This is a genomic window from Kerstersia gyiorum (assembly GCF_004216755.1).
Lineage (GTDB): Bacteria > Pseudomonadota > Gammaproteobacteria > Burkholderiales > Burkholderiaceae_B > Kerstersia > Kerstersia gyiorum.
On sequence record NZ_SGWZ01000003.1, the window covers coordinates 394,321 to 415,861 of the forward strand.

General features: G+C 60.5%; 18 protein-coding genes. 11 read left to right on the top strand and 7 right to left on the bottom strand.

Annotated elements, in window-relative coordinates:
• The first annotated feature begins 42 nt into the window (after positions 1-42).
• Positions 43-429, top strand: a complete 387-nt coding sequence (locus EV679_RS11630) for a thioredoxin family protein (RefSeq protein WP_127773263.1) — start codon at positions 43-45, stop codon at positions 427-429.
• Positions 430-500: 71 nt separating this feature from the next.
• Here the strand turns inward: EV679_RS11630 and EV679_RS11635 are convergent, their stop codons facing one another.
• The 3 genes from EV679_RS11635 to EV679_RS11645 form a co-directional block, all read right to left on the bottom strand.
• Complete coding sequence (locus tag EV679_RS11635; RefSeq protein ID WP_130487299.1) at positions 501-1,970, bottom strand: DEAD/DEAH box helicase; 1,470 nt, start codon at positions 1,968-1,970, stop codon at positions 501-503.
• 278 nt (positions 1,971-2,248) lie between these two features.
• Positions 2,249-2,584 (bottom strand): AzlD domain-containing protein, encoded by a 336-nt coding sequence (locus tag EV679_RS11640; RefSeq protein WP_165390040.1) that lies wholly within the window; start codon positions 2,582-2,584, stop codon positions 2,249-2,251.
• Positions 2,581-3,309 (bottom strand): AzlC family ABC transporter permease, encoded by a 729-nt coding sequence (locus tag EV679_RS11645; protein ID WP_130487346.1) that lies wholly within the window; start codon positions 3,307-3,309, stop codon positions 2,581-2,583. The genes EV679_RS11640 and EV679_RS11645 overlap by 4 nt, the downstream gene beginning before the upstream one ends.
• A 285-nt stretch (positions 3,310-3,594) precedes the next feature.
• On the opposite strand from EV679_RS11645, the gene EV679_RS11650 reads away from it, so the two are divergent.
• The 3 genes from EV679_RS11650 to EV679_RS11660 all read left to right on the top strand — a co-directional run bounded on the left by EV679_RS11650 (position 3,595) and on the right by EV679_RS11660 (position 5,490).
• Complete coding sequence (locus EV679_RS11650; RefSeq protein WP_130487300.1) at positions 3,595-3,825, top strand: zinc-finger domain-containing protein; 231 nt, start codon at positions 3,595-3,597, stop codon at positions 3,823-3,825.
• Positions 3,826-3,852: 27 nt separating this feature from the next.
• Positions 3,853-4,275 (top strand): YybH family protein, encoded by a 423-nt coding sequence (locus EV679_RS11655; RefSeq protein WP_068374901.1) that lies wholly within the window; start codon positions 3,853-3,855, stop codon positions 4,273-4,275.
• Between the two features lie 123 nt (positions 4,276-4,398).
• Entirely contained in the window at positions 4,399-5,490 is a 1,092-nt protein-coding gene (locus EV679_RS11660; protein ID WP_130487301.1) for a YheT family hydrolase, read from the top strand.
• 6 nt (positions 5,491-5,496) lie between these two features.
• Here the strand turns inward: EV679_RS11660 and EV679_RS11665 are convergent, their stop codons facing one another.
• Positions 5,497-8,010, bottom strand: a complete 2,514-nt coding sequence (locus EV679_RS11665) for a TonB-dependent siderophore receptor (protein ID WP_130487302.1) — start codon at positions 8,008-8,010, stop codon at positions 5,497-5,499.
• Between the two features lie 577 nt (positions 8,011-8,587).
• Between EV679_RS11665 and EV679_RS11670 the strand changes: the two genes are divergently transcribed.
• Both EV679_RS11670 and EV679_RS11675 read left to right on the top strand, forming a co-directional pair.
• Positions 8,588-10,498 (top strand): hypothetical protein, encoded by a 1,911-nt coding sequence (locus tag EV679_RS11670; RefSeq protein WP_130487303.1) that lies wholly within the window; start codon positions 8,588-8,590, stop codon positions 10,496-10,498.
• A gap of 55 nt (positions 10,499-10,553) precedes the next feature.
• On the top strand, positions 10,554-12,515 hold the full coding sequence (locus tag EV679_RS11675; protein ID WP_130487304.1) for a hypothetical protein: 1,962 nt from the start codon (positions 10,554-10,556) through the stop codon (positions 12,513-12,515).
• A 132-nt stretch (positions 12,516-12,647) separates the two neighbouring features.
• Here the strand turns inward: EV679_RS11675 and EV679_RS11680 are convergent, their stop codons facing one another.
• Entirely contained in the window at positions 12,648-13,502 is an 855-nt protein-coding gene (locus EV679_RS11680; protein ID WP_165390042.1) for a helix-turn-helix transcriptional regulator, read from the bottom strand.
• Between the two features lie 206 nt (positions 13,503-13,708).
• On the opposite strand from EV679_RS11680, the gene EV679_RS11685 reads away from it, so the two are divergent.
• Positions 13,709-14,656 carry an alpha/beta hydrolase gene (locus EV679_RS11685; RefSeq protein WP_165390043.1) on the top strand — a complete coding sequence of 316 codons (948 nt, stop codon included), beginning with the start codon at positions 13,709-13,711 and terminating at the stop codon, positions 14,654-14,656.
• A 33-nt stretch (positions 14,657-14,689) separates the two neighbouring features.
• On the opposite strand, the gene EV679_RS11690 is transcribed toward EV679_RS11685, so the two are convergent.
• Positions 14,690-16,225 carry a M48 family metalloprotease gene (locus EV679_RS11690; protein WP_130487347.1) on the bottom strand — a complete coding sequence of 512 codons (1,536 nt, stop codon included), beginning with the start codon at positions 16,223-16,225 and terminating at the stop codon, positions 14,690-14,692.
• A 219-nt stretch (positions 16,226-16,444) separates the two neighbouring features.
• Positions 16,445-16,774 (bottom strand): hypothetical protein, encoded by a 330-nt coding sequence (locus EV679_RS11695; RefSeq protein WP_068374925.1) that lies wholly within the window; start codon positions 16,772-16,774, stop codon positions 16,445-16,447.
• Between the two features lie 601 nt (positions 16,775-17,375).
• Between EV679_RS11695 and EV679_RS11700 the strand changes: the two genes are divergently transcribed.
• The 4 genes from EV679_RS11700 to purH all read left to right on the top strand — a co-directional run bounded on the left by EV679_RS11700 (position 17,376) and on the right by purH (position 21,541).
• Positions 17,376-18,524, top strand: a complete 1,149-nt coding sequence (locus tag EV679_RS11700) for an FAD-dependent monooxygenase (RefSeq protein ID WP_130487306.1) — start codon at positions 17,376-17,378, stop codon at positions 18,522-18,524.
• Positions 18,525-18,616: 92 nt separating this feature from the next.
• Positions 18,617-19,642, top strand: coding sequence for a tRNA dihydrouridine synthase DusB (dusB, locus tag EV679_RS11705; RefSeq protein WP_127773259.1), 1,026 nt, complete (start codon positions 18,617-18,619; stop codon positions 19,640-19,642).
• Positions 19,643-19,669: 27 nt separating this feature from the next.
• The gene (locus tag EV679_RS11710; RefSeq protein WP_068374937.1) at positions 19,670-19,912 is read left to right on the top strand and encodes a helix-turn-helix domain-containing protein; all 243 of its coding nucleotides are present in this window, start codon (positions 19,670-19,672) and stop codon (positions 19,910-19,912) included.
• Between the two features lie 36 nt (positions 19,913-19,948).
• Positions 19,949-21,541, top strand: a complete 1,593-nt coding sequence (gene purH / locus EV679_RS11715; protein ID WP_130487307.1) for a bifunctional phosphoribosylaminoimidazolecarboxamide formyltransferase/IMP cyclohydrolase — start codon at positions 19,949-19,951, stop codon at positions 21,539-21,541.

A 21,541-nucleotide genomic window follows, 5' to 3' on the forward strand; every position in this document is an offset into this window, starting at 1 on the left:
CGGGACTCGCGCTATGATGGACGCTCACTCTAGCGTGCCGACATGCCTGTCCTGTTCCCCCATTCCGCCCCTGTTTCCGGCGCCGCTCCTGCGACGGCGCGACGACTGATCGCCTGTTTCTGCGCCGACTGGTGCGACACCTGCCGGGCCTACCTGCCTGCGCTCGAAGCCTTGTCGGAAAAATACCCGGAAGACTGCTTCGCCTGGATAGATATCGAGGACCAGCCGGAATTCCTGGGAGACGTGGATGTGGAGAACTTCCCCACGCTACTGGTCATGGAAGGCACACGCACGATTTTCTTCGGCCCCATGCTGCCGCATATCGGGCACCTGGACCGCCTGCTCGCCCAGCCGCCCGCCGACGCCAACGTCAGCCACGACCTGCCGGACGTGCGCGCCCTGTTGCAACAGGCCGTCGAGGCGTCCTGACCGAAACCAAGCGATAGGAATTTGCAGAACCGGTATCAGAGCGCGCCACATGGCGCGCCCGACCATCAATATCAGCGGCGCGGATTGCCCGAACCACCCAGCAGCACGCCCACATTGCGGGCCTTGGCCGGCACATGCCCGGCGGAATGTTCCGCCTCGGCCGGCTTGCTGCCTTCGCTGCGCGGCGCAGTCGGTGTCGCCGGCTCGTAGGGCTTGACGAAGAACTCATCAACCGGCGCAGCGCTGACGCCGTATGCGCCACTACTGCGGCCAGGACGTGCCGAGTGCGACGAATGTCCCGCATGACCCGAATGGCTCGAGGACTGTCCGGGCTCACGGCTACGGCTGCGGCTGACTGCCGGCAGGGCCAGCTCACCTCGCGGCACCGGACGGCGGATCAGCTTTTCCACATCCAGCAACAGGCGCTCATCGCCTGCCGCATAGAAGGAAATTGCCTCGCCGCTCGCACCTGCGCGGCCAGTACGGCCGATGCGGTGTACGTAATCCTCGGCGTTGTACGGCAAATCGTAGTTGATGACGCAAGGCACCCCGGCGACATCCAGGCCACGCGCGGCAACATCAGTGGCCACCAGCACTTCCAGTTCGCCCGCCTTGAACGCCTCCAGCGCCTTCATGCGATCGGCCTGGCTTTTGTCACCGTGAATGGATTCCGCCCGCACGCCATCACGAGCCAGTTCACGCGCCAGCCGCGCCGTGCCGATCTTCGTGTTGGAAAACACGATGACCTGACGCAGATTGCGCGACTTCACCAGATGGACCACGGCTGCCCGCTTGTCCTCGCTGCGGATCGCGTAGGCGATCTGCGTCACGGTGTCGGCGGTGGCATTGCGGCCAGCCACTTCGATTTCCACCGGGTTCTGCAGGAAAGTGCGGCCCAGCTTGCGGATTTCATTGCTGAACGTCGCCGAGAACAACAACGTCTGGCGCTGTGTCGGCAAGAGCTTGATGATGCGGTCCAGGTCGGGCAAAAAGCCCATATCCAGCATGCGATCGGCTTCGTCCAGCACCAGCAGTTGAACCTGCGACAGGTTCACAGTCTTCTGTTCGACGTGGTCCAGCAAGCGTCCGGGTGTCGCAATCAGCACTTCGCAGCCACGCCGCAGCGCTTCCTTCTGCGGTCCGATATCAACCCCGCCGAACACCACCGTGGAACGCAAGGGCGTGTGCTGGCTGTAGCGCCGCACATTTTCCGCCACCTGGTCGGCCAGCTCGCGGGTAGGCGCCAGCATCAGGGCGCGTACCGGGTGACGCGCCGGCGACGCGCTGTGCGTGGCCAGCGGCATGAGACGATGCAGAATCGGCAGCGTGAATGCCGCCGTCTTGCCGGTGCCCGTCTGTGCCGCTCCCATCACGTCACGGCCACTGAGCACCTGCGGAATGGCCTGGGCCTGGATAGGCGTAGGCGTGAGATAGCCGGTATCGGCCACGGCCCGCAAAAGATCGGGATGCAAGCCGAAATCTGCGAAAGTCTGCGTGGATGTATCGTCCTCCGGTACGGAGGGAGTCTGTGTCTGGGTCATCAATCGAAGGTTTTGCATAGCCGGCCTGGGCCGGGCATCATGCGTCGCCGCAGTCGGAGCGCGTCATCGCGCCTGAAGAAAACAGCTCCGTGGGTGCAAGGGGCCACTGCAAATCCATGCAAATGACCGCCGCAGCCGGGAACCGCTACCGTGCCAGGCTGGACTGCGATCCTGCCACCCGGCACCGGGCAAAGGCGTCATTTTAGCGCAGTGTTCAAAATATGCCCGTCCGCTGTTGCAAGCGGTGCACAGAAAACGCGAATTCGGCGCGGCGCCGCCTATAGAAACAACGCCCGCAGGCCCCACAACGCCACCATGCCACCCAGAATCATATAGACCGTATTGCGCGTCCACAGGAAAATCGCGATGCCGGCCAGGCCCGCAAACAGCCGCACATCCAGCACCGGCCCCTGGCCCTGCGCCCAGGGCAGCAGTTCCGGCACGATAATCGCAGTCAGCGCGGCGGCCGGCGCGTAACGCAGCGCCTGGCGCACGGTATCGGGCAAAGGCAGGCGGTCGCCAAACAGCATGTAGCCACTGCGACTGATCAGGCTGCACAGCACCAGCACGGCGATCACGCCATAGGCATAGGAAGCCGGAACATTTTCCATCATTGCTCCTTGGCGCCGCCTGCGCGACGATTCAGACGGTTCTCGGCCAGGATGCCTGCCACGATGCCTGCGACCACAGCAGCCGCCAGGCCCAGGCGCAGCGGCCAGTTCTGCCCCACCCACGCAACCACCGAGGCCACAATGACAGTCAAGGCCATCGGTCGAGTACGGACCAGTGGCACGAGGATAGCCAGCAACGCCAGGACGGCGGCGAACTCCAGCGACCAATCCGACGGAATGACGCCGCCCAGGAACACGCCGATCAGCGAGAAAACCTGCCAATTGAACCAGGCTGGAACGATCATGCCGATGTAGAACCACACCTGCTCGCGCTGCCCTGTCGGCGGCGCTTTGCCGTAGCGCGACATGAACACCACGAAGGTCAGGTCTGTCGTGAAATAGCCGAGCGTCAGGCGCTGGCGCCAAGGCAACTGGCGGAAATAGGGTTGCAGCGCAGCGCCGAAAATCACGAAGCGCAGATTCACCATGAGCGCGGCGGCAAGGATCAGCAGCAACGGTTCGCCGGCGGCGATCATGGGCAGGGACAGCAGCTGCGCCGAACCGGCATAGACCAGCACCGTCATCCAGGTCGCCGCCCATTCGCTCAGCCCCGATTTGACCAGCGCCACGCCTGTCACCAGGCCCCAGGTGCCGCTGGCCACCAGCGTCGGCAATATTGCCTTGACGCCTTCCATGAAACTTTCGCGACGCACATGCCTGCGCCGCATTTCCAGCGCATCATCCCTGCCTTCCACTTCCTGTCTCCTTCCTCGCCCGTCGGCCGGGCGGGCCTGCATTCTTTTTATTCCTGACCCAGCGCCTGCGCCGATGCCTGCCGCCGCGCCATGAGCGTGGCAAGAAAGCACCAGCGGTAAAACCCTTGCTTTTGAACGCACTTTGCGCCGGTCACGTTGATACAATGACGCCTGAGTTTTCATTGCCTGAATTTCAGGTGCCAGCGTAGCATGCCGGCAGCGCATGCCACCCGCGCCCACCATTATGCAGGAACAAGCATGAGCATCAATCAGACCTCCTCCGCCGGCGCGGCCGACGCCCACGCGCCCGAAGCCATCGAAGTCGACGCCGACGCACTCCCGGTTTACTGTCCCGGCCCGCATGCTCCGGCCTGGAGCATGCACCCGCGCGTCTTCCTGGACGTCACCCGCACCGGCTCGGCCAGCTGTCCGTACTGTGGCGCGGTTTACCGGCTCAAGCCCGGCGCTGCCGCACCACACCACCACTGATCCAGTCTTCCATGTACCGCTGCCATCATGTTCGCCACGCCCGACGAAGCCGAACACGCGTTTTATGAAGCCCTGACGCGCCAGGATATTTCCGGCGTCATGCAGGTATGGGCCGACGACGAGGAGATCATCTGCATCTCCCCGAACGGCTCACGCATCATAGGACAGACCGCCGTGCTCCAGGCGATGCGCGAACTTTTCCGCCGCGGTGCAGTCTCCCTACGTCCCGTACGCTGCGCCGCGACCCTCAATATGATGAGCGCGGTCCACGTTCTGGTGGAACAGACCACCGAACGCAGCAGCGTCGGCCTGAAAATCGCCACGCATCATGTCACGCACGTTTTCCACAAAGGACCGACAGGCTGGAGACTGGTTCTGCACCACGCTTCCCTGGCGCCGGATACCGGCGGCCTGCTGCCCCTGCATGAAATACCGGACATCGTGCACTGACGCGCTCCCGCGACCGGCTCGCCGGCGCTCCTTGCCGCCCGCCCCGGCGGCGCGACCGACAATATCGCCCATGCCGCGCCTGCCTGCCCGCTTCGCCCGCCCTGCCCCCACCGGGGGACAGCCATGAGCGCCCGCCTGGATTTTGCCGCCAGCCATGCGCCGATCTGGCTGCCAGAAGGCCACAGCCAGACCATCTACAGCGCCAAGCTGGCGCATTACCATCGGATTGCGTTCCTGCGGCAGCGCATCGAAACCCCGGATGGCGATTTCCTCGATTTCGACTGGAGCGGCCCCGGCCTGTTTCCGCGCCGGGCCCCGGCAGGCACCCCACCGGCCAACGACGGCCTGTTGCCACGCGGGGCAGCGTTGCGCTGGATGCAGCCATCCGATTGGGAAAAACTCCCCACCCTGGATGCGCCTCCCGCGCTGGTCCTGTTCCACGGTCTGGAAGGAAACAGCAGCAGCCATTACGCGCAATCCATCGCCCAGTATTTCCGGGCCCGCGGCTGGGTTGTCGTGATCCCGCATTTCCGCGGCTGCTCGGGCGCGCCCAACCGCCTGGCGCGCGCCTATCATTCCGGTGACAGCCAGGAAATCGGCTTCATCCTGGACACCCTGCGCACCGCGCTGCCACATGCTCGCTGGCACGCAGCAGGGGTCTCGCTGGGCGGCAACGCCTTGCTGAAATACCTGGGCGAGCAAGGCGCCGAAGCAGACTGGCTGAATGCCTGCGCCGGCATTTCCGTGCCGCTGGACCTGGTCGCGGCCGGCGAACACCTGTCGGACAACCGCTTCAATCGTTATGTCTACGGCGGCATGTTCCTGCGGGCGCTCAAACGCAAAGTGATGCAGAAAGCGCAGTGGTTCCCTGGCGTCATCGACATCATGCGGGTTACCCAGGCTCGCCACCTGCGCGACTTCGACGACGCCTACACCGCCCCCATGCACGGTTTCGAGAATGCCCACGACTACTGGGCACGCTCGTCGAGCAAGCAATTCCTGCCCGGCATTGCCGTGCCGACGCTGGTCCTGAATGCCCGCAATGACCCATTCCTGCCCGAAAGCGCCCTGCCCGGCCCCTCAGAGGCCTCGGACGCAATACTGCTGCATCAACCGGCAGACGGCGGTCACGGAGGTTTCCCCAGCGGCAATTTCCCCTGCCACCTGAACTGGCTGCCACAGCGGCTGGCTCGCTTTTTCGACACCCAGGACTGATCAAGCCTAAAAGCGATAATTCACACTGGCCACCACACTGCGCGGCGTGCCGTAAAAGCTACCATAGCCATTCACGCGGTACACCTTGTCGAAAATATTGCTGGCGTTGATCCCTAAGGTGAAATGCGTGTTCAGCCGGTAACGCGCCATCAGGTCCACCACAGCAAAGGCATCCTGAATATAGGCATCGTCAATGGCTTTGCGCACCGCAGGGTCATTGGAAACATCTGAAAAACCGCCATCGGTCACGGTTTTGCTGCGCCATACCACACTACCGCCCAAGGTGAGCCGGTCGGTCAGATCATAGCTGGTGAAAAGCTTGAACAGATGTTCCGGGTTGTTATAAGCGTACGGGAACTTATAGGTTTCCGCGCCCTGGCTGCCCCGCTGAACCAAGCTGCCATCGGCCAACCAATCCCAGTAAGTGGCTGCGCCATATTCCCCATTCTTGGTATGAGCGTAGCTATACGACGCGGAAATCATCCACCTGGGTGTCAGCCTGCCACTGAGCGACATTTCACCGCCTTGCAAAATCATGCCATGGTCGCAGGGACTGCTGGGCGTAATATTAAAACCGTCAAGCAGGGGATGATTCGGCACGTAATACCCTTTCGGATACTCTCCTGGCGCCAGATTGCGATAGTCGGTAATACTCATTTCGCAGGCCAGGTTTTCCTGCTTCATGCGGTACAGCGCAAAATGCAAGTTCAGCGTGTCATCGAAAAACCCGGCGTTCAGGCCCAATTCAATAGTATTACCCTTGATGGCAGGCAGGGGCTTACCCCACATGTCAAACATGGTGTACGGGTCAGTGTGAGGTTTATGGATGCCGGTGTAGCTCAGGTAGGTCAGCACTTGGGGCGTCAGGTCAAACAGCACGCCAGCATAGGGCACAAATTTGCCGTCATCGCGATAGGTGATGCTCGATTCTTCATAGAACACGTCGGTTCGGTACGGCGGCCGCCTGAGTTCGTTCGTATCCAACCGGTAGATGGAATAGTCACGCTTCCACTGACTGTAGCGCGTACCCAATACCATTTTCAGGCGGTCGGTCAGCGACAGTTGCGTAGAAATCAGGGCACCCCACGAACGTTCCTTCAGATCGGAGTAGCCATCCAGAAAATACAACTCATTGGCGCAATACTCATACACTTCCGCACTGCTGGTCACGCAGGAACCACGCGGTAAGGGAATATAGCCATCATTCCATTTGCTGATATTCCACGCGCCGGTCACGGCTGTGGGCGAGGCGAAAGAGCCATATTTGGGCAGATGCAGATCGCCGTCGTAGCCACTGAGGCCCAGCACCAGTTTGTGGGTACGATTCCAGGCATCGAAATTGCCGGACACCGTCAGATCCAGATTATGCATGCGGCCATCGTTTTTGCGATGGGCATAGGCCATGGAAGCCAGATCATTCTCAGGGTCGTAAAAAGCATTGAAGCCAGCATCGCTGTAGTTGGCGGCACCCAGAGCGCCATACAGGTTATCGGTATCAATATCGGAATAGGCGTAGTTCAGCCTGGCGTCCCAGCGATCGTTGAAATGATGACGCAACTCGGCAAAGGAATTCACATACTGCGCATCAGAATAGGTCCACTGGGTAGCCGGGTTGTAGGAACGATCGAAATGCGTGAACAGCACCCGGTCGCTGGTATGCGCCTTGGATGCCAACACCGGGCCGACCGGCGCTGCGTTGGTGGAATGCTGGTAGGAAAAACTGCTGCCCAGCGCCAGCGTGGTGGCTGGTGTCAGGTCGGCCTCGACAATGCCATACAACGTGGTGGATTCGGTTTCCACCCGATCTACCCAATGCTTGCCCCCGGACTGAATCGCGATCAGCCGGCCGCGCAAGCTGCCCGCTGTATTCAGCGGGCCGGAAAGATCGGCGTGCGCGCGATATCGTTCCCAGCTGCCATAGCTGACCCCGGCGTTGGCCTGGAAGTCATCAGTCGGACGTTTGCGCCGAAAGCTGATGCTGGCGCTGGGATCGCCAATACCGGAAGTCAGGCCGGTGGAACCACGCACCATATCCACGCTTTCATAGATGCCGGTATCGAACGCTGATAGCATGTCCGGCCCTAGACTGCCGGCCCGGATAGGCACGTCGTCAATCTGGAAATTCATAATTTGAAAGCCACGGGTGTGATAGCTCACCTTGCCAATACCCGGCACACCATGCTGTTCGACCACCACGCCGGGCATCTGCTCCAGTGCCTCCAGCCCTATGGTCAGGTTCTGGTCTTCCATCTGTTTTTGAGTCATGACGGTCACACTCTGCGGTGTTTCCTTCAGCGACAGATCCAGGCGGGTCGCGCTCTTGTTGCTTCTGACTGTGTAATTGGTGGTCTTATCGTCTTCAGGCTGCGAGCCGGTCACTTCAATGGCGGGTAATACCGTCGCGGTTTCAGCATTCGTCGCCGTGTCAACAGCAGTGCTGCCGGACTCAGCGGCGGCAGGCACGGAAAAACTGGCGCAGCCAATCAAGGTAACGGCTAACAGCGACGGATGATTACGCATGGGAATAACTCGTGGCCGAACAAGGAGAGAAGGCGCAAACCGGCGCGCCGTCGTTCTGATGACTCAAAGACAAATGAGATGGATTAAATTCTCGTTCTAGTATAGGTGGCCGCCACTCCAGGGTTTGGCAGGGAAGCAATCTTTACCCCGCACAAAAATTTTTCAAAAAAGGCACCAAGCCGGGATGTGAACAACTCCGACCTGAAGGATGAACCTGGACATGACACAGTCCCTGCGGACTGTGTCATGCCTGGTGAATCCGAGCGGCATGCAGGCCGCGAGGTGGGCGAACCTGGACATGACACAGTCCCTGCGGACTGTGTCATGTCTGGTGAATCCAAGCGGCATGCAGGCCACATGTGGACCAGGCTTGCGCGCTGGCGCGTGGTCCGCCCGGGAAAAAACCCGGGAAACGCGCCTAAGGCAAATACATTGTTTCAGCGGTACAAAAACCCTTTTTGTGCCAAACCAATCCATGCTCCCTGCATAAAATTTAAGGCAGTTGGAAATCATTGGCATTCCTTATTCTGGCACGCCACGCAGCCTCTCCGTTACCAAATATCTGGAAACACAAGCTATGTTGATACGCAAAAAAGCTTTATGGCTGGCCTTGTTCGGCAGCCTGGCACTCTCCGCCTGCGGCGGCGGCGACGGTTCTGAGACACCTGAACAACCTGTCAACCCTGAACCCGAAGTGCCCGTCGTGCCTGAAGTGCCCGCGGAACCAGAAGAACCGGCAGAGGTCATCAAAGGGCTGAACCTGCGCGTCAATTACCTGGCAAAAGACGTCACGCTGGAAGTCAAGCTGAACGATGGCCCGCTGCAAACCTTCACCGGCACGGCCGATGCGCGCCAGAACGTGGTGTTGAGCAACAAGCTGAAAGCCGGCGATGTGCTGGAACTGGGCTTGCCCTCCGTCAACATATTCGATAACGCACCCTATGCCTGCGAATTCGTTTCGAACGCTTCCATGCAGGGGACGCTGTCGGATATCGCGGGCCAGGGGCCCAACCAGAAAATCACCCTGACCGGCACGCCGGAAAATACCCTGTATGAAATCGACTGCGGCCGGATTCACATGATTCCAGCGGCCTATGCCGGTAAATTGGGTGAAGAGCGCTATGGCTGGCGCCGCCTGAACCTGGATAGCAGCCGCAGCCGCTGGCTGCTGGGTTCAAACGAGAAAGCGGTGGTTTACGTGAATCGCGCCGATGAAACCGGGGTGGGTAGCAAGATTGCCAGCATGGCGGTGCATTGGGACGCTGAAGTATGGCGATTTGTTGGCACCACAGAGCAGGGAACAAGCAGCTATAACTATTACAGCGGCGGCACTGCTGCACTAGAACAAACCAATATACCCCTGCCTGGCTACCAGTCTCTTTGGAATAATCCAGACGATTACCCTGTCTGGATGACGATTGATGGCGCTTCGCTTGGCAGCACAAACGATATCGGTCTCTCCTATTATCTCGACGCCAGCAAAGACCAGCCCGAAGATTGCGGCATTTGGCGCTGGCGCGCGTACTTTGGCAGTTGGGGCGCCTGGAAACTGAACGAAACAGAATGCGGTAGCTTTGGCGCCGCCATGGACTTTAATCAGCGCTCCGCCATTTATACGCTGGGCGATAACGTCGTGTATTACCGCGCCGAGACAGGCCTGCTGGAAACCTTTATGTCGCCAGGCGCGACCATCGGCACAGTCGCCAACCCTTCCAAGGCCCCCACCCTGGCCGGCAACAAACTTTACTTCCCGTATACCAACGGGGCGAACGGTTCCATTGCCGTGAGCGACGGCACCACGCTCAGCAGCTTCACTGCCGCTGTGAACGACGCCCCAGGCCTGCGCGCAGCCCTGGGCAATAAGCTGGTGTTTACCTCCATCCAGGGCGACGAACTCTGGGTTACCGATGGCACGCCAGCGGGCACGGTATTGGTCAAGCGCATCCGCAATGACGGCAAAAGCGCAGCGTTCCATGCGCTGACCAGCGTCGGCAATAAGGTCTTTTTCATTGCCGATAGCGGCAACGGCAAACGGCTGTGGGTCAGCGACGGCACCGGTGCCGGCACGCGCATCGTGGACGACAGCCTGGCCGTCACCCAGCATGAGCAGGTGGCCGTCGCCGGTGACCACCTGGTGTTCCTGGCGGGCTCGCCCAGCGTGAATAACGCGACGGACAACAAGCTCTACAGCACCGATGGCGTCACCGTAGGACGACTGGTAACCGATGAACTGCTGAAAAAATACAAACTCGATTCGTCGAATGTGTTGCCTTGCGTGGCCACGTGCAAGGACGCCTCGACGCTGGCCTTTCATCAAGTCGGCCAGCAGCTGCTGCTGCAAATCAATGGCGGCCTGACGGCGCCGGCAGAGGGCGCCAGCAGCAAGCAGACAGTCTACTACTGGCTGACCGACGGTACGGCAGCCGGCACCCGGCCCTTGCGGGATGATGAGGGCAAGGCGGTTGTCAGCCACCTGACGCCGAAGTAAGCAAACCTTGTGCCGGCACGCATGTGTCGGCGTCCTTGCCCCATGCGCCTGCCGCATGGGGCAATTGACATTTCTTGCTCAGACGAAACAAACCGGTTTTTCCGTCCCCAAACATCCGGAAGCACGAGCTATGTTGATACGCAATAAAACTTTATGGCTGGCCCTGTTCGGCAGTCTGGTACTGACCGGCTGCCCCAGCGGAGGCGCGGACGCCCCTCCCCCCCCTACTCCTAACATCCCCGATGAAGAACCGGAAGAATCGGTAGAAGGACTAAACCTGCGCGTCAGCCAATTGGCCAAAGACGTGACGCTGGAAGTCAAGCTGAACCATGCCACGCTGAAAACCTTCACCGGCACGGGTGAAGCGCAGCAGAACTTGGTGCTGAGCAAGCTGCAAGCCGGCGACGTGCTGGAACTGGGCTTGCCCTCCGTCAACATACTCGATAACGCGCCCTATGCCTGCGAATTCGCTGCCAATGCCTCCATGGATGGCACGCTGTCAGATATCTCGGGCCAGGGGCTCAACCAGAAAGTCACCCTGACCGGCACGCCGGAAAACGCGCTGTATGAAGTGGATTGCGGCCGGATTCACATCGTGCCTGCCGCCTATTCCGGTGACTTCAATCGAGCACGCTATGGCTGGCGCAGCCTGAACCTGGATAGCGGCCGCAGCCGCTGGCTGGCGGGCGAAGGCGGTGAACCGGTGGTATACGTCACTAACGCGGATGAGACGGATGGGAGTCGTCAGCAATTTGGCCACATGGAAGTCCATTGGAATGAAGACACATGGCGTTTTGTCGGCGCAAAAGCGCAGGGGACAACAAGCTATGTCTATGGCAGTACCGGCAATGTTGGTATAGAGCAAAGCAATGCGCCTGTGGCTAATTTCTTGGCGCTTTCGAATAATTTCGGCACATATCCTGTCTGGACCACAATTCGTGGCGCTATCTTTGATGGCGAGAAAAATTACGCTCTTTCCAATCATTATTATGATGACGGCAAAAACAAGCCGGAAGATTGCGGCGTCTGGCGCTGGTACATGTTCCTGGGAACGGCTGGCGCCCGCAACCTGAACTCGGAATTTTGCAACAGCAGCTTCCTCGCTCTCAAGGAGCGCTCGGCCGTCTACGCGCTGGGCGATACCGCCGTGCAGTTTCTCATCAACACCGGGGAGCTGAAAACCATAGGAACAGCAAGCGCGACAATCGGAACACTCCCCAATCGTTACAGCTACCCCATTCAGGCCGAGAATAAACTTTACTTCCCAGGTAGCAATATCGAAGAAAATGCCAATGTCATTTCTGTGACCGATGGCACGACACTGAGCAGCTTCGATACCAATGTGAGACCATCATCTGGTTTGGGCGGCGCCGTGCCCTTGCGCAATCAGCTGATTTTTATATCAAAAGACGCGGACGAACTCTGGATGACCGATGGAACGGCTGCGGGCACGAAATTGGTGAAGCGTCTGAGTGATAAGAAAACATCCCCGGGTTTCGGGGCTTTCCAAACCACAGGCAATAAAGTATTTTTCTTGTACACGGACCAAAGAAACACCAGGCTATGGGTCAGCGACGGCACCGAAGCCGGCACCCACGTCGTGGACGATAACCTGGCTATCCAACGAATTGAGAATGGCATGGCTGTAGCAGGTAATCGCCTGGTATTTCTGGCGGGTTCGCCAAACCTGAATAGCTGGACGGATAATAAGCTCTACAGCACAGACGGCACGACAGTGGAACGACTGGTACCCGATGAATTGCTGGAAAAATATGACTTGCCTTTAACGAGTCTTCTGCCTTGCGCAGGTTGCAACCCTCAAACCGTGTTTTACCATTCCGTCGGCGGTCAGTTGCTGCTGCAAGTAGGCGGTGCCAGTATTCCCCCGGCAAACGGCGAAAGCAGCAAACGCTCGGTTCATTACTATCTGACCGACGGTACGGCAGCCGGCACCCGGCCCCTGCGGGATGAGAGCGGCAAGTCGTTTGTGAGGTATTTACTGTCTATTCCTGACTAAAACGAAAACGCAAATTTCTGACCAAAGCGCTCACGCTGGCACTGCCATGCCGGCGTGAGTACCGCCCGCAAGAATTCCGCCTGCGGGACAGTCTGTTGGGGCTTGCGCTTCGACCGTTACAACCGTCTTGAACTACGGTTTTTCCGTTTTCTCAGACTGCCCCAGGGACGACTCTTTGAGCTGCTGCGGGGATAATTGATACATTTTCTTGAATGCCCGACTGAAGCTGTCGATACGATCATAGCCGCAGAAGTAAGCGACATCGCCCACCTTCTCGCCGGCCAGCAGCAGGCTGGCAGCCTGTTTCAGCCGCTGGTTGCGGATAAACTCACCAATGCTTTGCTGATAGGCTTCTTTGAATTCGTGTTGCAAGGTGGTTGGGTTGCTATGACACAAGCGCGCAATTTCCTTGATGCTCAGGCCATCTGTATTACCGTTCATGATTAATCGGAAAAGCCGTTTTACCCGTTCGCTGGGTTCACGTTGACTGAAACAGTCTTCCGGCCTAGCGAAGGAGAACTGCCGAAACACTTCAAAAATCAGTTCCGTGATCAAACGCTCCTGCTGCAGGCTGGCAAGCAGACCGTTTTTGTCTGATAGCTGATTCAGGCAGCGGATCAAGTGCCGCATGTAGTCGGTCACGACAAAGTAACTGGTGCGCAACAGCGACAGGCCATTTATGGACTCATCGCCAGTCAGGCGATCAAACCAGCTTTCATCCAGGAAGAGAACAAATTCTTCCTGGTTTCCCTGGTGATAAATTTTCTTCCCTGCCAAACTCTCCAGCACCGGAAGCAGAATGCCAGAGTTCTTATGCTGTGCCTGAAGACGAATTTCACTACCATTGAACGACAGGTGTGTTTCCCCTTGCAAAGCAAAAACCAGCCGAATTTTTGGACGGAATTCAAGATTATCCAATTGGACATTATGACTGATACGAATTCTCGAGCTTTTGAATTCGTAATCCCGACCACTTTTCTTGTACATTATTTGTCCGGTCAACCCATTACTGTCTGGCGGAAGTGAGCCATTGAAGGTCGGAGAAAGTATAACCATAGTCGTCACACAAATAATGTTTTGGCGTAATGAAAAAACGCTTACGGCCAAACTAGCAAGCGACCGATAGTATACAATCAAATGATAACGATTTTCAGTTCCGGCCACCCTTGCAATTGTAACTAAAAATGAAAAAAATGTCGATTAAGAAATGGATTCTAATATTATTATTGCTAATATTAGTGATTATTGCGGTTCCGATCTGGCAAGTTTCACACAAGATGTACAACATGTTCACTGCGATGCAGGCCGTCATTCCGCAGGCGGAAGAAGTACACATCACGTCAAAGCATACGGGCAAAAAGTACCGCATCCAGATAGCCCGTCTCGGTAACCCCGAGGCAGAACGCTACGACGTACTTTATGTGCTTGATGGCGATCATATTTTTCCAGGGATGGTCACGCTGGCGTCCGCCATGCAGATGAACGCCGAAGAAAACGCCGCCAGACCGATCATTATGGTCGGCATTGGCTACCCCAATGGCCTGGACTTATCACAACGCGCCGAGGACTACACACCGCCAGCAGCAGACTATTCAAATACGGGTGACAACCATACTGACCGTTTTGGCGGCGCGGAGAAATTCCATCGTTTTCTGGAAGAGGAATTAAAACCAGAGGTAGAAAGCCGTTTCCCGATTGATAAGAATAACCAGAGTTTATTCGGGCATTCTTACGGCGGCTTATTTACCTTGTACAGCCTGTTCGCTTATCCTGGCGCATTCACCAACTATCTTTCGTCCAGTCCATCCACCTGGTGGAACAACAGCACCATTACGCGTTATCAGCATTCTTTTGTGGAAAGCTACAAGCCTGGCAAATCCATCCGTGCGCAGGTGATGGTAGGCGAATATGAAGAAACGCCTTCTCCCTGGTTGAAAGATCCCGTGCGCAGCAAAAAACTGCAACAACGCCAGATGGTGAGCCGAGCTCACGCAATCGTGAATGAGGTAAAGGAAAAGAATCTGGAAAACCTTGGAATTGATTTTATTGAGTTTGCCGAAGAAACTCACTCAACCGCAGCGGCACGTGGAGCGCTGGAAGCCTTGAAATTTGCTTTCCGCAACCATACCAACCCCCAATAACCCATCTTCCGCCATGAACAGACCGCGCACAAGTCAGGATGCACGAAAACGCTCCAACAGCACACGTTCATCCTCCAGCTGACGCTGGATATCATTGATTTCCGCGTCGATCTGCGATTGCTCATAGAAATCGCTGGTCATGCCTCGCGCCTGGCGCAACTGTCCCACCGCTGCGGCCAGCGCGCCAGTTTCGCGGTAGTAGCGCGCCATGTCGCGCCGCGCCTGGGCTTTGCGGCCCAACTGCTCCAGGCTCTGAGCCCTCAACTGATACAACAGTGAATCCCGCAATACCGGCCGGTCGTCCTTCAGGCGTTCGTCCAGGAAAGCCACGGCCCCGGCATGATCGCCGGCACGCTGCAAGGCCTGCGCGTTCAGGCGCACCATCAACTGCTGTTCCGGCCAGCGCTTCCAGGCCGCTGCGGCCAGTTGCCGCGCGTCCTGCTTGCCGGCCCAGGCGATCTCTACCTCCAGCGCCGCCTGCTGCGGTGTTTCCATGCCGTCTGCTCGCGAAGCCGCAAGCAGGCGCCCCGCGCCCTCCAGATCGTTGCGCTGCAGGGCCAGCAAAGCCTGGCCGTAGAGCGCCGACGCCCGGCGCACGCCGCTATCCGCCCTGGCCTCGTCGCGTAGCTGGGCCTCGACCCGCTGGCGCGCCTGCGGATCGCTGGCCTGCTGCACCCGCAGGCGCGCCCGCAGGAACCAGAAAGCCGGGCTGCTGGCATGATTCACGGGCGGCAACATGCGCACCCGGTTCTGCATGTCCGACATGCGGTCCAGCGACAGGGGGTGAGTGCTGGCATAGGCGCCGCCCCCAGTCCCCTCGTTCAGGCGCGAGGCATTCATGAGCCGGGCGAACATATGCACCATGCCGTTGGGGTCGTAGCCCGCCTTGCGCAGCATTTCGACGCCGGCGCGATCGGCCTCGCGCTCGGCATCCCGCGAGAAGCCCAGCTGGCGGTCGATGGCGGCGGCCTGCCCGAAGGCCGCCAGGCCGGTCGCCAGGTCGGCGCCACCGCCAGCCACGGCCGCCAGCAACGCTGCAGCCACCGCCGCCATCATCACGCCGCTGTTCTGCGATTGCTGGGTCAGGCCACGGGCGATGTGGCGCTGGCTGACGTGGCCGATTTCGTGCGCTACCACGCCCGCCAGTTCAGATTCGGACTCAGAAGAAACGATCAGGCCGCTGTGTACCCCGATATAGCCGCCCGGCATGGCGAATGCGTTGATGGTCGGGTCTTTCAGGCCGAAGATCTGCACCGGGATTTGACCATTTGGCGCGAACTTCGCCAGGCCCTCCCCCAACTCCGTCAGGTACTGGATGAGATCGGCATCGCCAATGTACGACGGGTCCATCCTGCCCTGCACCATGATGGCGTCGCCCAGGCGGCGCTCCTGCAGCGGTGACAGCTCGGTCGCCGATGCCGCCCCCATCGACGGCAGCCCGACGGGCTGGGCCGGAACGGATGGAACCGTGCACAGCGCGGCAAGCGACAGAACACAGGCCAGCACACGCTGCCCGGGACGCACGGCGAAAGCAGGGGCCGGTCCGTGCCGGCGCGAGGCAATCTTCATCTTCATGCTGATTATGATAACGGTGCGGCCCGCAGGTTCCGTAACAATCGGCGTCCTGCCTGTCCATCCGGCGATTTTCCCGGCCGCCCCGGCAGCCGCTGGCCACGGCGCAGACAACAAAAAACCCATGGCTGCCTGGGCAGCCATGGGCATCATACGGGCAGGCTATCGGGTTGGCCATCTTGCGGCCTGTCGCAGATGGCGGCGTAGCGCAGTGGTTCAGGCCGGAACACCGGCATCGACATCCAGGCGGCGCACGCCCGGATGCTGCCGCAAACGACGCACCTGGCACATCATCGCCGCACGGCGCTCCGGAGGACAATCAACATCCAGGTAGGCATGAACGCTGCCGTCCACCATGCCCGGTCCGACACGCAAGGCGGAGACTTCCAGGCCAGCATCACGCAGGTCCAGACAGATCTGGCGACGCAAGTCGCCCAGACGCGAGGCTTCGCAGTCCAGCATCAGGCGTTGCATGGAACGATGCTGGGTACGGGTTGCGGCGCCAGCCAGTCCAGCACGGCGCAGATAGAGATCGAAAATTCGCATGGCAGTCTCCCATTTGGGTGCCGGACGCTCGCGCGGCCGACGCGGTTCTACGACCGGCCATGCATCGTATCGACGCAACGGCCGGCAACTGGGATCGGACACACAGACAGCGCAGACACGCCTGAAAGGCGGTCAAGAAAGCGGGAAACGTGAGCGGTACGGGATACCCGCAGAATGCTCAAACGAAACACTAAGACGCGCTACCTGCCGGGCTAAGCCAGCAGGCAGGCAAACCTGTTGCTGGTCAGGCCGGAAGCAAGGTGTCGGATCGGCTACTTTCGCCAGGATCAGTGGACACAAATGCCCCTCGTTGTGGAAAGGAATAAGAGCATAACATTTTTGTCATTTAAAAACAAGATGTTAAGCGGTTGTTTTTTGTTATTCCCGTTATCCCGGGCTACACTGCCTGTATGGTGGGCGCTAGTTGCCTCCGGCAAGCCTGTTCCCACCACCATCAGCGGCGCTGGCCGCCAAGAATCAGAACAGTCTGACCCTGCTTGCCGACCGGCGGGCGGCGGCCAGGCTTATCGTCAGAATCCGGGCCAAGCGGCGTCCAGCCTGAGCCGTGGCAGTGTTCCGGGTCCAGGCAGGAGAATATTCCATGTACGACGTCGCCATCCTGGGCGCCGGGCCTGTCGGCATCGCCCTTGCCCTGCTGCTGGCGCAGCAGGCCTCGCAGCCCGAACGCATCCTGCTGCTGGCCAGCGATCGTCCCGCTGCCGGTGCCCCGGCCTGCGGCCCGGATCCGCGCACGCTCGCCTTGAACCATGGCAGCCGTATGCTGCTGGAACCGCTGGGCGCCTGGCCTGCCAGCGCGGCAGATATCCATACCGTGCATGTATCGCAGAAAGGCCGCCTGGGGCGCACGCTGATCCAGGCCAGCGAACTGCATGTGCCTCGCCTCGGCAGCGTACTGACCTACAGCGACCTGCAGAACAGCCTGCTCCAGGCGCTGGAAGCCAGCCGCGTGACGGTACGCCATGGCGTACCGGCGACCGTGGGCCTGCAAGACAACGATGGCATCAGCATCCAGCAAGGCGAGCAACACTATCGCGCAGCCCTGGCGGTACGTGCCGATGGCCTGCCGGGCGAACCTATCCCGTCGGACAGCGCCCAACACGCCATCCTGACGCTGGCGCGCGCCACCTTGCCCCGCCTGGGCTGGGCCTGGGAACGTTTTACACGCTCTGGCCCGCTGGCCTTGCTGCCCCACCCGGCCGGCCCGGCCGTCCATGCGGTCGTCTGGTGCCTGCCGGCCAGCGACGCGCAACGCATTGCTCATTTCGATGACGCGCACTTCTCCGAAGAACTGACCCGCCACTTCGGCACCCGGCTGGGACGCCTGGAGGTCATGGGCAGCCGCGCCACCTTCCCCCTGGCGCCCTCACACGCCGCCCAATTGCGCGACGGACGCGCACTGGTCATCGGCAACGCTGCCCAGACCCTGCATCCCGTGGCGGGCCAGGGCCTGAATCTCGGTCTGCGCGATGCGGCCCGCCTGGCGCAAAGCCTGGCGCCCTGGCTGCAAGGCCGTACCGGCGCGCTGGACGGCGCGCTGCAGGAATACGAAGCAGCACGCGAGCCTGACCGCGAACTGACAATACGCCTGACAGGCCTGCTGCCCCGCATCTTCTCCACCCAGACGGCTGTGGTGGAACACGCCAGCGGCGCAGGCCTGCTTGCGCTCGACCTGCTACCCGCGCTACGCGCCCCGCTGGCACGCCATTTGCTGCAAGGCCTGCGCACCTGAATCCCCGCCGCAGGGCATCGCGGCATGGCGCCAGACGGGCAAAGCAAGCCCGGCGCCCCGACTGCGCCCCGGCATGGTTAAAATCCCTCCTTATGCGCATAGGCCCCTGGTCCCTTCCCAACAACGTTTTCGTCGCCCCGATGGCGGGCGTGACGGACCGCCCATTCCGCCAGCTTTGCAAAAAGCTGGGGGCAGGCTATGCCGTGTCGGAAATGGCCGCGAGTAATCCGCGCCTCTGGGAAAGCGTCAAAACATCAAGACGCCTGGACCATGAAGGCGAAATCGCGCCGGTAGCTGTGCAAATTGCCGGCGCCGACCCCGCCATGATGGCCGAGGCAGCGGTATTCAATATCGGCAAGGGCGCCCGCATCATAGACATCAATATGGGCTGCCCGGTCAAAAAGGTCTGCAACGCCGCCTCCGGCTCCGCCCTGCTGCGCGATGAAGACCTGGTGGCGCGCATTCTCGACAGCGTGGTGCGCGCCTGCGAACCGCTGGGCATTCCAGTCACGCTCAAGACCCGTACCGGCTGGGACCGCGACAACCGCAACGCGCTGCGCATTGCGCGCCTGGCCGAAGACACCGGCATCGCCGCACTGACCTTGCATGGCCGCACCCGCGCCGACCTCTATACCGGAGAGGCCGAGTACGACACGATCCGCGCCGTCCGCGCGGAAATCCGCATTCCCCTTATCGCCAACGGCGACATCGACAGCCCTGAAAAAGCCAGGCACGTCCTCGACTACACTGGCGCTGACGCGGTCATGATAGGCCGCGCGGCCCAGGGCCGTCCCTGGTTGTTCCGCAATATTGACCACTACCTGCGCACCGGCGAGCAACTGCCCCCGCCCAGCTGGCAGGCCATGCGCGAATTGCTGCTGGAACACCTGGACGACCACTACCGTTTTTATGGCGAGCACACTGGCGTGCGCACCGCCCGCAAGCACATAGGCTGGTATCTGGCCGGCCTGCCCGGCGCGCAGGCATTCTGCGCCGTGATGAACCGTCTTGACGACACCCGCGCCCAATGGCGCGCCGTTGCAGACTGGTTCGACCAGAACATGCGCGCTTGCGATCCGCACGCCCCCGTTATCGCCACTGGCCCCCTGGCCGCCTGAAGCGGCCCTCACTCTTTTATCCTGAACATGAGCAAGCAAGATGTCCTCGAAGAATGTGTGCGCACCAGCCTGGAGCGCTACTTCGCCGACCTGGAGGGGGATGCCCCCCAGAACATGTGGAACATGGTGATGACCGCCGTTGAGCGGCCCGTGCTCGAGGTCGTCATGAAGCAGGCCGGCGGCAACCAGTCGCGTGCATCCGAAATGCTGGGCATCACCCGCAACACCTTGCGCAAGAAGCTCCAGGCGCACAGCCTGATCCCGAACTGACCGGCCCTCCGAATTCCCCTACTTTTCATTCCAACCATGAAAATCCAAACCGCCCTGCTCTCCGTCTCCGACAAAGCCGGTATTGTCGATTTCGCCCGCGCGCTGGCCGCACGCGGCATCAAGCTGCTGTCCACCGGCGGCACCGCCAAGCTGCTGGCAGAAGCCGGCCTGGCCGTGACCGAAGTGGCCCAGCATACCGGCAGCCCGGAAATCCTGGATGGCCGCGTCAAGACGCTGCACCCGAAAATCCACGGTGGGTTGCTGGCACGCCGCGACAACGCGGAGCACCTGAGCACCATTGAAGAACACGGGATCGAGCGCATCGACCTGCTGGTGGTGAACCTCTACCCCTTCCGCGAAACCGTCGCCAAGCCTGGCTGCACCTTTGCCGATGCCGTCGAAAACATCGACATCGGCGGCCCCGCCATGCTGCGTGCGGCAGCCAAGAACCATGGCACGGAAGCCGGCGGCGTGACGGTCGTGATCGACCCGGCCGACTACGGCCGCGTGCTGGAAGGCATCGACAGCCCGGCAGGCACCCCGTCCTACTCGCTGCGCCTGGAACTGGCCGGCAAGGTCTATGCCCACACCGCCGCCTATGATGGCGCCATCGCCGCCTACCTGAGCAGCCTGGCGGAAGCCGCCCCGGCCCAGGACGCCGCTCCGGCCCGCGATGCCTGGCCGCGCACCCTGACGATGCAAGTCCGCCGCGAACAGACGCTGCGCTATGGCGAGAACCCTCACCAGCACGCCGCCTTCTATGTCGATCCGGTGCGTTCCGCCGGCCTGCTGGGCAACTATCGCCAGCTGCAGGGCAAGGAATTGTCCTACAACAACATTGCCGACGCCGATGCCGCCTGGGAAGCCGTCCGCAGCTTCGACAGCACGGCCTGCGTCATCGTCAAGCACGCCAACCCCTGCGGCGTCGCACTGGGCGCCAACACCTTGGCCGCCTACCAGGGCGCCTTGCGCACCGATCCGACCTCCGCTTTCGGCGGCATCATCGCCTTCAACCGTCCGGTAGACGCTGCCACGGCAGAAGCCGTCAGCGGACAGTTCGTGGAAGTCGTGCTGGCACCGGAATATGACGGCGCCGCGCTGGCCATCTTCGCTGCCAAGAAAAATGTGCGTGTACTGCAGGTGCCGCTGGGCGCCGGCCAGAACGATTTCGACGTCAAGCGCGTGGGCGGCGGCTGGCTGCTGCAAAGCCCCGACAACCACGTACTGACGCGTGACAACCTCAAGGTCGTCACCAAGCTGGCCCCCACCGAGGAACAGCTGCGCGACTTGATGTTCGCCTGGAACGTGGCCAAGTACGTGAAGTCCAACGCCATCGTGTTCGTCGCCAATGGCGCCACCGTGGGTGTGGGCGCAGGCCAGATGAGCCGCGTGGATTCGGCCCGCATCGCCTCCATCAAGGCGGAGAACGCCGGTCTGAGCATCCAGGGTTCGGCCGTGGCCTCCGACGCATTCTTCCCGTTCCGTGACGGCCTGGATGTCGTCGTGGACGCAGGCGCCAGCTGCGTGATCCAGCCGGGCGGCAGCGTGCGCGACGATGAAGTCATCGCCGCCGCCGACGAACGTGGCATTGCCATGGTGTTCACCGGCATCCGCCACTTCCGCCACTAA